Source organism: Secundilactobacillus paracollinoides DSM 15502 = JCM 11969, from assembly GCF_001311135.1.
Lineage (GTDB): Bacteria > Bacillota > Bacilli > Lactobacillales > Lactobacillaceae > Secundilactobacillus > Secundilactobacillus paracollinoides.
In genome coordinates this window covers 1-13,070 of record NZ_BBAG01000029.1, presented here as the reverse complement: position 1 = coordinate 13,070, position 13,070 = coordinate 1, and the positions used below count along the sequence as shown (strand labels likewise).

The 13,070-nt window shown below is 42.4% G+C and carries 16 protein-coding genes and 1 pseudogene; 13 read left to right on the top strand and 4 right to left on the bottom strand.

Annotated elements, in window-relative coordinates:
- Nucleotides 1-202 precede the first annotated feature (202 nt).
- Together JCM11969_RS10040 and JCM11969_RS10035 are read left to right on the top strand one after the other, a co-directional pair.
- Entirely contained in the window at nucleotides 203-781 is a 579-nt protein-coding gene (locus JCM11969_RS10040) for a TetR/AcrR family transcriptional regulator (protein ID WP_054710974.1), read from the top strand.
- 132 nt (nucleotides 782-913) lie between these two features.
- Entirely contained in the window at nucleotides 914-1,585 is a 672-nt protein-coding gene (locus JCM11969_RS10035; RefSeq protein ID WP_054710972.1) for a YczE/YyaS/YitT family protein, read from the top strand.
- Between the two features lie 211 nt (nucleotides 1,586-1,796).
- On the opposite strand, the gene JCM11969_RS10030 is transcribed toward JCM11969_RS10035, so the two are convergent.
- Nucleotides 1,797-2,219: a DUF1828 domain-containing protein gene (locus JCM11969_RS10030; protein ID WP_054710970.1), complete on the bottom strand. Its 423-nt coding sequence runs from the start codon at nucleotides 2,217-2,219 to the stop codon at nucleotides 1,797-1,799.
- Between the two features lie 240 nt (nucleotides 2,220-2,459).
- On the opposite strand from JCM11969_RS10030, the gene JCM11969_RS10025 reads away from it, so the two are divergent.
- From JCM11969_RS10025 to JCM11969_RS17145, 6 genes and pseudogenes are all read left to right on the top strand, one after another.
- Nucleotides 2,460-3,185, top strand: a complete 726-nt coding sequence (locus JCM11969_RS10025) for an SDR family NAD(P)-dependent oxidoreductase (protein ID WP_054710968.1) — start codon at nucleotides 2,460-2,462, stop codon at nucleotides 3,183-3,185.
- 230 nt (nucleotides 3,186-3,415) lie between these two features.
- Nucleotides 3,416-3,832 carry a cupin domain-containing protein gene (locus JCM11969_RS10020; RefSeq protein ID WP_054710966.1) on the top strand — a complete coding sequence of 139 codons (417 nt, stop codon included), beginning with the start codon at nucleotides 3,416-3,418 and terminating at the stop codon, nucleotides 3,830-3,832.
- A gap of 232 nt (nucleotides 3,833-4,064) precedes the next feature.
- Nucleotides 4,065-4,400, top strand: coding sequence for a low temperature requirement protein A (locus JCM11969_RS20430; RefSeq protein ID WP_082409281.1), 336 nt, complete (start codon nucleotides 4,065-4,067; stop codon nucleotides 4,398-4,400).
- 28 nt (nucleotides 4,401-4,428) lie between these two features.
- Nucleotides 4,429-4,893, top strand: coding sequence for a low temperature requirement protein A (locus JCM11969_RS19895; RefSeq protein WP_082409279.1), 465 nt, complete (start codon nucleotides 4,429-4,431; stop codon nucleotides 4,891-4,893).
- Nucleotides 4,890-5,183 (top strand): hypothetical protein, encoded by a 294-nt coding sequence (locus JCM11969_RS10005; RefSeq protein WP_054710960.1) that lies wholly within the window; start codon nucleotides 4,890-4,892, stop codon nucleotides 5,181-5,183. Before JCM11969_RS19895 ends, JCM11969_RS10005 begins: the two co-directional genes overlap by 4 nt.
- Before the next feature lie 16 nt (nucleotides 5,184-5,199).
- Nucleotides 5,200-6,103, top strand: a pseudogene (locus tag JCM11969_RS17145) (LysR family transcriptional regulator).
- Nucleotides 6,104-6,368: 265 nt separating this feature from the next.
- Here the strand turns inward: JCM11969_RS17145 and JCM11969_RS09990 are convergent.
- Genes JCM11969_RS09990 through JCM11969_RS09985 form a run of 3 tightly spaced genes read right to left on the bottom strand, consistent with a single transcriptional unit; the run spans nucleotide 6,369 to nucleotide 8,700 of the window.
- Nucleotides 6,369-7,571: an MFS transporter gene (locus JCM11969_RS09990; protein WP_225353231.1), complete on the bottom strand. Its 1,203-nt coding sequence runs from the start codon at nucleotides 7,569-7,571 to the stop codon at nucleotides 6,369-6,371.
- Between the two features lie 6 nt (nucleotides 7,572-7,577).
- Entirely contained in the window at nucleotides 7,578-7,823 is a 246-nt protein-coding gene (locus JCM11969_RS19045; protein WP_202813395.1) for a hypothetical protein, read from the bottom strand.
- Nucleotides 7,824-7,839: 16 nt separating this feature from the next.
- A complete protein-coding gene (locus JCM11969_RS09985; protein WP_082409277.1) occupies nucleotides 7,840-8,700 on the bottom strand; it encodes an NmrA family NAD(P)-binding protein in 861 nt (286 codons plus the stop codon).
- A 421-nt stretch (nucleotides 8,701-9,121) separates the two neighbouring features.
- On the opposite strand from JCM11969_RS09985, the gene JCM11969_RS09980 reads away from it, so the two are divergent.
- The 5 genes from JCM11969_RS09980 to JCM11969_RS09960 all read left to right on the top strand — a co-directional run.
- Nucleotides 9,122-9,682 (top strand): flavodoxin, encoded by a 561-nt coding sequence (locus tag JCM11969_RS09980; protein WP_054710954.1) that lies wholly within the window; start codon nucleotides 9,122-9,124, stop codon nucleotides 9,680-9,682.
- A gap of 30 nt (nucleotides 9,683-9,712) precedes the next feature.
- Entirely contained in the window at nucleotides 9,713-10,366 is a 654-nt protein-coding gene (locus JCM11969_RS09975) for a nitroreductase (protein WP_054710953.1), read from the top strand.
- Nucleotides 10,367-10,377: 11 nt separating this feature from the next.
- Nucleotides 10,378-10,755, top strand: coding sequence for a DUF2255 family protein (locus JCM11969_RS09970; protein WP_054710951.1), 378 nt, complete (start codon nucleotides 10,378-10,380; stop codon nucleotides 10,753-10,755).
- Between the two features lie 691 nt (nucleotides 10,756-11,446).
- Entirely contained in the window at nucleotides 11,447-12,295 is an 849-nt protein-coding gene (locus tag JCM11969_RS09965; RefSeq protein WP_054710949.1) for an aldo/keto reductase, read from the top strand.
- A gap of 52 nt (nucleotides 12,296-12,347) precedes the next feature.
- Nucleotides 12,348-13,070 (top strand): SDR family NAD(P)-dependent oxidoreductase (locus JCM11969_RS09960; RefSeq protein ID WP_054710947.1); only part of this gene is annotated, 723 nt, incomplete at its 3' end.

Here is a 13,070-nt window from a genome sequence, read left to right as displayed (position 1 = left end):
TGTTGTTTTTGAAGCGTATAAACTAGAAATTGTTTCTGGTAAACCCTCAATTTTAAATTTGATTCATTATTGATGACTATCGTTAGCCGCATAAGACCAGTTCAATATTTTCTCTATTTTAAATTAACGATTGACGCCCACAAAAATCAGGCCTATTATGTAGACCAGTTGTTATAATCAAAAAATCGAAAGGAGCACTAACATGGCTGAATCAGCACGTGATAAACTCATTGCGACAGCTGCGACGTTATTCCAAAAACAGGGCGTCCGCGCAACTGGCCTATCAGAAATTTTAAAGATTAGTCAAACACCCAAGGGCTCACTGTACTACTACTTCCCGCATGGTAAAGCGGAATTGACCAAGGCCGCCATTGCGTTTGCGGGGGCTCAAAGTGAGGACCGCGTGCAAAACACACTCGCAAATGAGCCTGATCCGACAAAAGCGTTTACCCAGCTCTTTGAAAAAATGGCTGCCGATATTGCGGATTCGGGGCATTTGAATCACGTCTCCATTAGTCTGATTGCGCTTGAGACCATTGATGAACCGGAATTACAATCGGCTTGCGCCCAGGTGTACTCACGACTTGAGCTGCTGTACACGTCAAAGTTGATTGAAGTTGGGATTAAGGCAGAAGTTGCCCAGGACCTTGGCCAGTTTATTCAGTCAGCTACTGAGGGTGCGGTGACGATTGCGGCCACCAGACAACAACCAGATTTATTGCTAAAGACGGGCGACCAGATCAAACGCCTGATTCGTCTGGCAATCAAACAAGCGGATTAGGTGGCGTAATCGGTTACGTTTTAGTCAGCTTATTTTAAAATAGTGCTCGTCATCGGAACCTTGGTGCTGATCAAGGTTCTTCTTTTGACGCGCTATTTAGTTTCCTAAGAGAATTGAGAAGGGGTTATTTTAATGAAGAGAGACAATGCTGTTGTCCGTATTTTGTTTTACTTTATGGGACTATTTATCATGACGATTGGGATTTCGTTATCCGTTAAGTCCAATTTAGGCGTGTCGCCAGTCAGTGCGATACCTTACACGATGACTGTGGTTTGGGGGATTGAAATGGGCAAAGCCACCATTATTTTTCATACGGGACTAGTGCTCATTCAGATGCTGATATTACGGAGGCAGTTTCAAGCCAGAAATCTGCTGCAGATCCTTGTTGGCGTTGTTTTCGGCTATTTCACGACGTTCTGCAATGACATGGTGAGTCTTTTTCCAAACCCGCATCTGATGGGCATTCGGCTTGGTATGATGGCAATCAGTGTGATACTCATTGCGGCTGGGATTTTTTTCTACGTTCCAGCCGATATTATGCCGCTGGCGAGCGAGGGCATCATGATCGTGATCGCCGAGAAAACGCACATTGCGTTCTCGCGAGTGAAGGTATCGTTTGATGTGCTCATGGTCGTTATCTCATTGGGTATCTGCTTAGTGACACTGCATCAACTTGGCAGTGTTGGCATCGGGACGGTAATTGCCGCCATCTGCGTCGGCCTCGTCTTAGGCGTGCTCGTTCATCTGTTTGGCGGTTGGCGTTATCGGGTACTGCATAGCGGGCAAGGCAGTCAAACGATGTAAGCAGATGAAGACAAATTAGGAAAGCTTATTTTTTTGGTTTCTAATATATAGACCAGTTGGTATAATTTTAAATATTAAAAACGATTAGTCACCAAGGATCAACTCAGCGGTTAATCGTTATTTTGTAAACATGGACTAGAAAGGATAACACACTGACTTGGGTCATCGTTGACTAATCCTTTTCGACCAGCATGCGACACTCGACAGCCATTTAATCAGTAGTTGTTTTTGTGCTGGTTGATCGAGACAACGTGGCCCAATCGTTTACGAACACTATTGTCTGCAGTAGCAGGTGCATCCGCTGAGCAAAAGTCTCAAGCGTAGTGGTAATTTTGAGTTCATTATCTTCACAAACGATACCATAGGCCCTTAACCGCTGATGTAATTGCGTCTTTTCCTTGCTGGGATGAGCGATGAAAACCGCTTCTCCTGCAAGATTGTCTAACGTCCAGCCATCGTCTGTCAGTATCAATTGACCGTTATCTTTTTGAATTGCGTATATGACCAGTTCATCCGAGAAAGAATCGAGGAAGGGCACATCAATTCTGGTTGTTGTTTGATTGAGTTGTTCAAACGAGATTGATTTTTGGAGCCAGGTAAAATAACGGTTGCTGAGATCAGTACTTGATAGCATCAGATTGCGGTCCTTTCTTTGAAGCAGTGCGTATCATGAGTATTAAAGTACTCGTCGGTAATAGGTCAATTCAAGCTTACCACGATTATTATGCTTCACAAGCATATATCAAATAACTGAAGGTATTAGACGTATAGGATTACCGAAGTTAGACTATAGCCAGCATTCATGGAAATAGCGCATGCTGGAATAGGATTGCATGAGTGATGCTACTATAAACGATGATGAGGAGAACTGATAATGAAAACAGTATTAATTACAGGCGCCGGTCGAGCGGATGGTCTTGGTTTCGGTGTTGCAAAGCAACTAGGCGAGCAAGGGTATCACATCGTCGTTTCTGCCAGAAAGAACGACCAAGTAAATGATCGCGTGGCTGAATTATCAGCGTTAGGGTACACGGCCAGTGGATTAGTGATGGATATTACTGATGATAACAGTGTTGAAAGTGCTGCCGATAAGTTAAGCACGCAACTATCTCAATTAGATGTTCTTATAAATAACGCAGCCTATTTTGGCGATTTCAATGATGTCGTTAGTACCGATTTAACCGATGTTCAGCTAGCGTTTGATACTAATTTTATTGGTACATGGCGCGTTGTAAAGGCCTTTTACGCGTTGCTCAAAAAATCGAGTTCCGCTCGAGTCGTGAACGTATCGAGTGGCGCTGGCTCATATGATGATCCCGTTTATGGACTGCTGCATGGCTCAATGGGGATGCCAGTGTCAACATACGCATTGACCAAGCTGACCATTAACGGCTTAACGATTAAAATGGCTAAGGAATTCAAAAAGGATCATATTCTTGTCAATGCTGTTTGCCCAGATGTTGTGAATACCCATCCAGATACCCAGTCAATGGGGCGTTCAGTTGAAGATGGCGCAAAGAGTATTTCATGGGCTGCCACGATTCCGGATGATGGACCAACCGGTGAATTTTTTCGGGATGGCAAGCCGCTGCCTTGGTAATGCGTCATTATGACTCAGAAATAATAGTCAGTTTTTTTAGATATCATGGTATTTTTGAGCCGTAAATCAGTAGGCCGTGGTCATTTTTGGAGAGCATGAACGACAGCCATCATGCAACTGGCGCGCTCGAGGTTTTAAGTAGTTCTAATACATGATTAGGTTTAGAATGTTGTAAAGTGATTTCCTTGGGTGATATGCAACTGAGGTCAAAGAAAGTGAGGCATTTCTTGATGACAGAACACGAATTAGACGTCAAAAATAATGTTTTTGGGTTTGGGTCAACCAACGATGCGTTCGCTAAATTTTTCACCGGTGATGGCTTCATTAATGGCCTGGTCCACGATGAAACAATCAGTGTGGGTGTCAGTCATGTTAGTTTTGCACCAGGCTCACGCAACTATTGGCACATCCATCGAAATGGCTATCAGATCCTATTGGTGACCGCGGGAGAAGGATGGTATCAAGAAGACGGACAACCTGCAAGAAAACTGAAGGCTGGAGATGTTGTCGTGACTAAGGAAGGCGTCACACACTGGCATGGTGCAACGAAACATAGCTGGTTCAGCCATATCACGATTACTGAAGGAACGCAGGACTGGGTGCGACCTGTCACTGATAAAGAATATAATCTGCTTGAAAAGAAATAGGTTTTGAGTGACTACAAACAAGTTAAATTCAGCACTAACACTTTTGTTTTTTAAAAAAAGTACTAGTGCTTTTTTGCTGTCCTTACCTTAATGACTTTTAAGTCAGTCATTTTAGCACGTCACTGTCGGGTTCAGAAATAAGACCTCACGATTTTAAAACCTTGAAAATTATAAAATTGATAACACGTGATATAGTAGTATTAAGATTAAAATAACTAAACTATAAGAGACGATGACTATGAAGATAAAAGAGAAAAGTGTTGGACTTATCGAACTGTTTTACGATTTGATTTATGTATATGCAGTTTCAAACCTGACTGAAATTATAGATCATGAGGGAAAATACATCCCGCTAGGTGTTTTTTTTGAGTACCTAATTGCGTCGTTCGTCATCGTACAAGCCTGGCTTTATCTGACTAACTACATCAACCGGTTTGGCTATTCAACGTGGCAAGAATATTTTCTGATTGGCGTTAATATGATTGGCACCCTATACATGACGAATTCAATCAATGCTGATTGGACGAAGATGTACTGCCGTTTAATCTGTCGATGTACATCATGTTGATTTCAATTGCTGGGTTGTACTTTATGCAATTCAAACGAACAGATGGCGGTGCGGCTATTGCGCGGTATGCTACCGGGTCATTACGATCGTGGCCTCAATTTATCTTTTGATCATTATTTTAGCGTGGTGGTTAACTTTCCCAATGGTGATGAATCTAGACGTGATTGCTGTGGCGGCAGGGGTCGTTTTGCCAATTGTGATTAAAGTCGATTTTGATAATAAAGTGGTCAGTTTTCCCCATCTGGTTGAGCGATTTGAGTCTTTAGCAATCATTATGTTTGGTGAAACGGTCGTTAGTATGGCAGATTATTTTGAATTAAATCAATTTTCACTCATTCCGATGGTCGTTTTTTTAAGTGTCATGATGCTCTTTGGCAGTTATGTGCTTCAGATTCACTATGTGATCGAACATCGGCAGTCGACCAGGGGGTTGGTGCTGATGTATAGTCATTTCCTAATTGTCATTAGTTTGAATATGCTGACGGCGCCTTGACGGCAATCAGAGAAGAATTAGATTCTTTTTGGCTGATTTTTATTATTACATCGCTGGTGATTTTCTACCTGCCCTTGTCAGCCAACAGTATTTATGAAAAAGAGCGTTATTCATTAAGAGTTTCTGGGTTCCTGATCAAGGGCACCATCCTCATCGTGGGCGGTCTGGCATGGTTGTTAATGCCAATAAATTTAGGCACCGCAACTGGCATTCTTTTAGTCGTGACCGCCTCGATATTTGCTTACGATTTTTATCAATATCAGCATCAATTACGTCAAATTTCGGAATAGGAAAGTGAGTATTCGTATGGAATTAAGAGTCCTTCGATATTTTTATACAATTGCCGAGCAAGGCAATATTTCACAAGCGGCAGCGGTTCTACATATTACCCAACCCACGCTAAGCCGTCAGTTAAAAGAACTTGAGGATGAATTGAAGACCCAATTGTTTATCCGTAATAAACGTCAGCTGACCCTAACGGATGCTGGTTTGTTTTTAAAAAGCCGTGCCGAAGAAATCCTTCAGCTGACTCAGCAAACAACTCAGGAATTTGAGGATCGGCGAAGCGAACTCTTTAGTGGTCATATTTCAATTGGCTGTGTTGAGGCTGATAATTCAGATACACTAGCAATGATTTTAGAGGATTTTGTTGCGGATTATCCGCAGGTCACCTTTGACATTTTTAGTGGAAATAGCGAAATTATTACGGATCGCCTTGATAAGGGCTTTTGGATGTTGCGATTCTTTTGGAACCAGTTGATACTGAAAAGTATGCGACGTTAACACTACCCAGAATTGAGACGTGGGGGCTACTTGTCTCAAAGGATTCGTTCTTTGCACAAAAATCGGTCATCACGCCGGAAGATATCCACAAATTGCGCTTATGGCGTCTAGTCGTCAGGAAATCATGGAAATGCTGGCCAATTGGGCACATGTTCCTGCGGCGTCATTGAATGTCATTGGCACTTATAATCTTGCCTTTAATGTGCTGCCCTTAGTCGACCACGAAGTCGGTGCTGCCCTTGTCGTTAAGGGTGCCCTCTTAAATCGAATACCGGAAGGCACTGTTTATTTACCATTCGATCCGGCAATCCAAACAAATTGTGTATTAGTCTGGCGAAAAGAACGGGTGATCACACCGGTAACAAATGAATTTATTCGCTACTTTAAAGAAGCATTCGGTAAGCAAAATAATAATAGTGCAAAATAAAAACAGGTCATCCATCATTAGGCAAAGTGATGGGTGACCTATTTTTGGCTTGGTCGACTATTTCCTGACCTGTATTCATCAAGTAAGGGGAAAGATACGAAGTAGGGGAAACAGCAAGGGGATGATTGTGCGATCGTCGTGGCCTTGCCAAGTTCAACCACGAGTATGGGGAATGACGATGGTGCTTAACTGATTGGAAAACTGGTTCAGGGGGTATTTAGGGTAATCACCAGCGTTGTATGACTGTCGGAAACGAAAAATTGAACTAGTCGTTATCGCTAGTAACAGATTCAGTGTTGGCGTGTCCTTCTTTAATAAAGAGCGCGACAACAACAGCCAAGATTGAAATTGCTAAGCCCACATAGAATGCGTGGTGCATCCCAGTAATGAGCGCCAGAACGATCGTGTGATGACTCTTGGGGTCAGCAGCGGTTCTGAGATAAGCTTTTTCACCATTAGACATGATACTGAAGAACAATGCTGTTGCGATGGCACCCGAAATCTGTTGAATCGTGGTGAAAGCGGCCGCCCCGTGAGGATAAAGACTCAGCGGCAACGCGTTCATCCCGTTTGTCTGATTTGGCGTGTTAGCAAGGGCAATGCCGGCCATCAGTAAGACATGTGCGATGATGATGTAAGCAATGCCCGTGGTGGCGCTGACACGGACAAATAAGATCATGGCAACGATCATGCTCAAAAGACCAGGAATAATGACTGCCCGAGCAGTAAATCGATCAAACAATTTTCCTGAGATCGGCGCAATGATCCCGTTAGTGGCACTACCAGGCAAGAGAATTAACCCCGCTGTAAAGGCGGTGACTAAGAATGCATTTTGAAGCAATACTGGTAACAGCGACAGCATTGAATAGTACACCATCATCAATGCAATTAAGACTAGGATACTTAACACAAAAGTTGGGAAGGTGAAGGTGCTCAAATCTAGTACTGGTTCATCCAGACGTAATTGACGCCAGATGAAGAGAATGACAAATATCACACCGATAATAAGGGGCCAGTATACCTGTGGATTTGACCAACTGACATTACCAGCATTGCCAAACCCATAAACGACGCCACCGAAGCCAATGGTCGAGAGCACAATGGAGAACAGATCAATCTTTGGACGGGTGATCGTCGTGACATTCTTGAGATAGATGGCGGAAATGATGATTGCCAAAATGACAAACGGAATGACCAGAATAAACAACCATCGCCATGATAGAGCACCCAAAATGAACCCTGAAACAGAAGGCCCGAGTGCGGGTGCAAATGTCATGACAAGACTCACTAATCCCATGGCACCGCCACGCTTTGATTCAGGATAAATGGTTAAAACAGTATTTAAAAGAACCGGAATGATGAGGCCAGTTCCAATAGCTTCTAGAACACGACCAATGAGCAACATGGTAAAGGTTGTCGACATTGCCGCAATGACAGACCCAACCAAAAACGACCCTAAGGCTGTCAAGTAAAGTTAACGGGTGGTAAACCATTGTTGTAACAGTCCAGTGATGGGTGCCAAAACGCCAATCACTAATAAGTAAGCCGTTAGCAGCCATTGAATAGTCGTGTACGAAACGTGGGAAACAGTGGTTAAACTGGGCAGTGCATTTTGTAAAAGGGATTCTGTTAATAGTGACACAAAGGCTCCAATGATTAGCGCAGCTAAAATTGGGCCTGTTTTATATGTTTTTGTTGCGTTCGTTGGCGCAGTATCCAAGAGAACGCCTCCTTTTTTATTTTAGATAGTCCTGAATTGTTTGTTTAGGGGTGGTGATGTTGTTCTCACCAATTAAATCGGCAAGATCATTCGAGATGTGAGCACCCCAACCATCTTGGTAACCGGCATGCAGTTGGTAAAAGAACAGGGCGTTTTTATCACCAAGAGCAGTTAGATCACGTTCAATTTGCTCTGCAGGTTCTTCCACCAGTTCAATGGGGTGCCCACTTACACTGCTTAAATCACTAGCGATGTCGGCGAAAGTATAGGGATGGTTGCTGCCCAACTCAAGGGTTCTTCCTTCATACCCCGGCGTTGTCAGAACCTTTGCGTTTGCTTTTGCATAATCATCCCTAGCGACAAAGTTTAATTTAACGCCATTCGTATTACTGAAAATCTTGCCGGTCTTAACTTCAAACTGGACCTCTTCAGGAGATAGGATAACTTCTGTATAAAAAGAGTTACGCATCATGGTGAAGTTGATCCCACTGGCCTTGATCATGTATTCCGTTGCCAAATGAACGTTTCCCATTGGCATTGAAGTGTCATTTGGAAAGGCCATTCCAGTATAAGCAATGTAACTGACACCGGCCTGTTTTGCGGCGTTGACAACGCGTAAATGTTCTTGCAATCTGACGAGATTATCTTCTTCACTGCTAGAAATGAAGAGTAAACGGTCAATACCTGCAAGGGTGTCGCTGTTAAAACTAGGCTGACTATAATCACCGTACCGAAGTGTGAGACCGAGTTGCTTCAAACCAGCTGTCTTATTTTCGTTGCGATAAAACCCGACAATGTCGGCCGGCGTAACACCCTGCTCTATCAAGTGATTGATTGTTGCCGTTCCTAACAGTCCTGTAGCACCAAGAACACCAATTTTGTCATTTCATAAGCCTTCTTTCATGTTATGGTTATCAGCTTCTAAAAAGTAAGTGACAACATGTGATACATCTTAAGAGTCATGCGATTAAATTTCCAATGCCTAATGGAAATAGACAAATGCTTTTTAGGCATAAAAGTCTCGAATTATGTCTTTTAATGAAGAAAAATCGTGGCGCGTTTAAAAATAATCATATCGTCTTGGTTCGTCGTTATAATGTAACCGTTTTTATATGCTTTTATGATAATCGACATTAGTTTGTAAATTATGCTTCGCAGGTATGAATCAAAATTTAATAGGCATTTTTAATTTACTGTCCAAGCCTTTAAGATATAGGCAATAAATGAAAACAATCTGATGCTCATTTATTTGTTTGACGCTAAACGCGTGTCTATGTAGTCAGAAAGAAGGCGATAACGTGGCCACCATATGGTATTTTTCACACCATGGTGAAACGATGGTCGATGGTTTACCTGAAACGGTAGAACAGGGTAACACAGAAATCGTAGCGCACATCATTAATCAGTGCTTATCAACACAGATTGTTCCAATCGAACCCAAAGACCCATATCCAAAGAGTTTTGAACAAACTTTGATTCGAGCAAGGAAGGAACACGAGCAGTCAAGTTTACCCGAATATCAGGCCGTTCCCAAGGACAATCTAGCTGAAAACATTTGGTTTATCGGCTATCCTGATTGGTTTGGTCGATTACCACGCCTAGTTGCCTCATTTTTAACTGATAATGATACATCTGGGAAATTGATCCTACCATTTTCGACACATGAGGGCAGCAGTATGGGAACAAGCCAGCTTGAGATTCAAGATCTTTGTCCCCAGGCAATTGTGAAGCAAGGGCTACCAGTACGAGGATGTCATGCTGCATCATCGCAACGTGCTGTTCAAAACTGGCTTGTGCAATATTACTGTGGCTTAGAACAACTGACAACGAGTGAAGAACGGACATCATTAAACGACTAAAAAATACAGAATAACAATTGGAGAAAAAATATGGACGCAAAAGAAGCAATTATTAACCGAAAAGCAATTCGTCAATTTACAGATCAGTCGATTGATCATCAAACAATAGTCGATCTATTAAAAACAGCACAAAAAGCCCCTTCATGGGTCAACGCTCAAGCTGGTCACATTTATGTTGCAAGTGGTGCCACACTAGAGAAAATTCGAGCAGTTCATAAAGAGGCTGTGGTTAACCAAGAAAAAGGTGCTTCGGATTTGCCAGTAATGGCGAGAACAAAATGGCCTCAATACTCACAAGATAATATGGCTGAGTGGACTCAAGGGATTGCTGAGTTGTTAGGTGATTCTTGGGGTGAAACTTTCCAACAAGCTGAAGAGGCACTTTATGGTGCACAGGCGGTCGTTTATTTAACGCTACCAAAAGGGTATTCAAATTGGGCATTATATGATTTAGGTGCTTTTGGTGAAGCCCTCATGGTGGCTGCAACAGCTGCTGGATTAGGCTCAATGCCAGCCTACCAGTACATCAAATTTCCTCAGGAATTAAGACAACATCTGCCTATTCCAGATTCTGAAGATATCATTATCGGCATTGGTTTGGGTTATGTGAATGATGAAGCACCTATCAACCAAATTAAAGCGGCACGGATGCCGTTGGATGAAATTGTGACATATAAAGATTAGGAGGCTAATTAATGGCAATATGGCAGCAAAAACAATTATCGGATTTCGCTCGCGCGGATGATTTTCATGTCTCACCTTTCTATGATGATGGAAAAACCTTTGGGACACCAACCTGGATATGGTCAGTAGTTGTTGGTGATAACTTATATATCCGTCCATGGAATGGTCGGGCTTCCCGGTGGTATCAATCGGCGGTCAAACAAGGTGCAGGTCGCATTAAATTAGCTGGCAATGTGTTTCAAGTTGAATTTGAAAAAGCTGATGCTGATAAGGGTCTAAACCAACAAATCAGTGAGGCCTATTCTAAGAAATATAGTGGTAGTTCATATTTACCACCGATGATTGCTGAAGGCCCCACTTCAGCAACGATGAAAGTCTTACCAAAATAAATAAGACAGAAGTCTCTAATCGTTAGTATTGTGCGACTTGGCAGTACCCACGTTGTCATCAGAAAAATGTGATTACTAATAGACTACCTAAAAGAAGGGACTTCTAATATGTTAGAAATCGATGCTCTTGAAACATTGCTATTTTGTGATGAGGACGATAGTTCTTTGTGGCTAGTTTTATTTTCTGATGGCGGTTATGATCCTTTGTCACGATACTAAAGGTTTAGGTGGGATGGGAAGCAGTGGAGACAAACCAAACACATTTTTCAATAGGTCAACATAGCCAATGGCAAGTCACTTTGGTGGACAGATTCTGTTAGTTACTGGCGGGTGCGGTTGGTACCAGGAAAAAGATGGGCCACTACGGTCGTTGCATCCTGGAGACGTCATTCAAATGATGAGCGGTACAAGCTTTTAGTGTGGTGCCACTCACGTGCAATGGATCAGTATTCTAGAATGGTTTACCGGAAAGTCAGAGAAATTAAAGCCATTGGATGAAGCCTATTATGACCGCTTAATTCTGCCGGATTCATAACATTAACTACTAATATTGTTGAAAATTTATTACCAAAAAATCATACATTCTGTTCAACCATAGTTGGTCACGCTTTTGCAGGTAATAGTTTCGTTGAAAATTGTATCAACCACAAATGCGTTGCGCATCAATCGTTATAAAAGGGAGGTCTCAAGTATGGAAAAGACACCATCAATCACGTTAAGAGATGGTACTGAAATGACACAACTTGGATTTGGCGTTTTGATTCCGGATACTGGATCCGCAAAGGAAGCCGTTTCAAGTGCTATTTCGCTGGGGTATCGATTAATTGATACCGCTTCGGCGTATGGCAATGAAAGTGCCGTTGGTGAGGCCATTAAAACAAGTGGCATCAATCGTAATGATCTCTTTATCACTTCAAAACTTTGGATTTCAGATTTCGCGTATGAATCAGCCAAGAAGGGTATTGACACTTCACTTTCAAACCTTGGACTTGATTATCTGGATTTGTACCTGTTACATCAACCGTATAACGATATTTTCGGTGCATGGCGCGCACTTGCCGAGGCTCAAAAAGCCGGTAAGATTCGAGAAATTGGTGTTTCTAACTTCTATGCTGATCAGCTTAAAAATTTGGAACTCACAACTAACATTAAACCAGCTGTGAACCAAATTGAGGTCAACCCTTTTCATCAACAAAAAAAGGAAATTCAATTCAACCAATTTGAAGATGTTCAGGTAGAGGCATGGTCACCATTTGCAGAAGGACAAAAAAATATTTTTGCAAATGCAACTCTAAAAAACATTGCTGAAGATCATCATAAAACAAGTGGTCAAGTGATACTGAGATGGCTGCTTCAGCGCAATATTGTTGTTATTCCAAAGTCTGTGCATGAGTCACGGATGAAGGAAAACCTTGACATCTTTGATTTTCAATTAAGCGACGATGAAATGAAACAAATTGGTCAGTTAGATACTGGCAAAAGTCAATTTTTTGACCATCGTGATCCTCAAACCATTGAACAAGCCTTCAAAATGCAGTAATTAACAGTGACAGTTTCGTGCATTCGGAAACAAAAAGGAGACGAATACAAATATGAAAACAGCTTTAATTACCGGTGCTGGACGTCATGATGGCATTGGATTCGAGGTTGCTAAGGAGTTAGCCGCTAAGGGATACCATGTCATTATTTCAGCTCGTCAACAAAGTCAAATTGACGACCGAGTCGCCGAACTCAATAATCAAAATTTATCCGCTTCTGGCCTTTTAATGGATATCACGAGCCAAGAGAGTGTTGATATTGCGGTCAAAGTATTTACAGAGCAGTTTAAACAACTAGACGTTCTAGTGAACGATGCCGCGTATTTTGGCGACTTTGCTGACATTGTTAACACCAATTTTGACCAAGTAGAAAAAATCTTTAAAACAAATTTATTTGGTTCTTGGCGAGTGGCTCAAGCTTTTTATCCGTTTTTGAAGCAGGCTGGCTCATCTCGGTTAGTCAACGTTTCAAGTGGTGCTGGTTCCTATGATGATCCGGTCTATGGCTTGCTTCGTGGGTCGATGGGGATGGATGCTTCGGAATATGCGCTCACTAAATTAGCCTTAAATGGCTTAACCATCAAAATGGCGCGTGAGTTTGAGAAGGATGGCATCATTGTGAACGCAATCTGTCCTGGTGTTGTCAACACGCACCCAGATGCCGGGTTTGGTGGTCGAGACGTTGAGGAAGGTGCTGATGGTATTGTTTGGGCTGCGACGTTACCAGATGGTGCCGCTACAGGTGGTTTCTATCGGGACAAAAAGCCGTTACCATGG

Excerpts from the sequence above, each read along its gene's own strand:
- JCM11969_RS10040 (WP_054710974.1), top strand. The coding sequence starts at position 203 with ATGGCTGAATCAGCACGTGATAAACTCATTGCGACAGCTGCGACGTTA.
- JCM11969_RS10035 (WP_054710972.1), top strand. The coding sequence starts at position 914 with ATGAAGAGAGACAATGCTGTTGTCCGTATTTTGTTTTACTTTATGGGA.
- JCM11969_RS10030 (WP_054710970.1), bottom strand. The coding sequence starts at position 2,219 with ATGCTATCAAGTACTGATCTCAGCAACCGTTATTTTACCTGGCTCCAA.
- JCM11969_RS10025 (WP_054710968.1), top strand. The coding sequence starts at position 2,460 with ATGAAAACAGTATTAATTACAGGCGCCGGTCGAGCGGATGGTCTTGGT.
- JCM11969_RS10020 (WP_054710966.1), top strand. The coding sequence starts at position 3,416 with ATGACAGAACACGAATTAGACGTCAAAAATAATGTTTTTGGGTTTGGG.
- JCM11969_RS20430 (WP_082409281.1), top strand. The coding sequence starts at position 4,065 with ATGACTATGAAGATAAAAGAGAAAAGTGTTGGACTTATCGAACTGTTT.
- JCM11969_RS09975 (WP_054710953.1), top strand. The coding sequence starts at position 9,713 with ATGGACGCAAAAGAAGCAATTATTAACCGAAAAGCAATTCGTCAATTT.
- JCM11969_RS09970 (WP_054710951.1), top strand. The coding sequence starts at position 10,378 with ATGGCAATATGGCAGCAAAAACAATTATCGGATTTCGCTCGCGCGGAT.
- JCM11969_RS09965 (WP_054710949.1), top strand. The coding sequence starts at position 11,447 with ATGGAAAAGACACCATCAATCACGTTAAGAGATGGTACTGAAATGACA.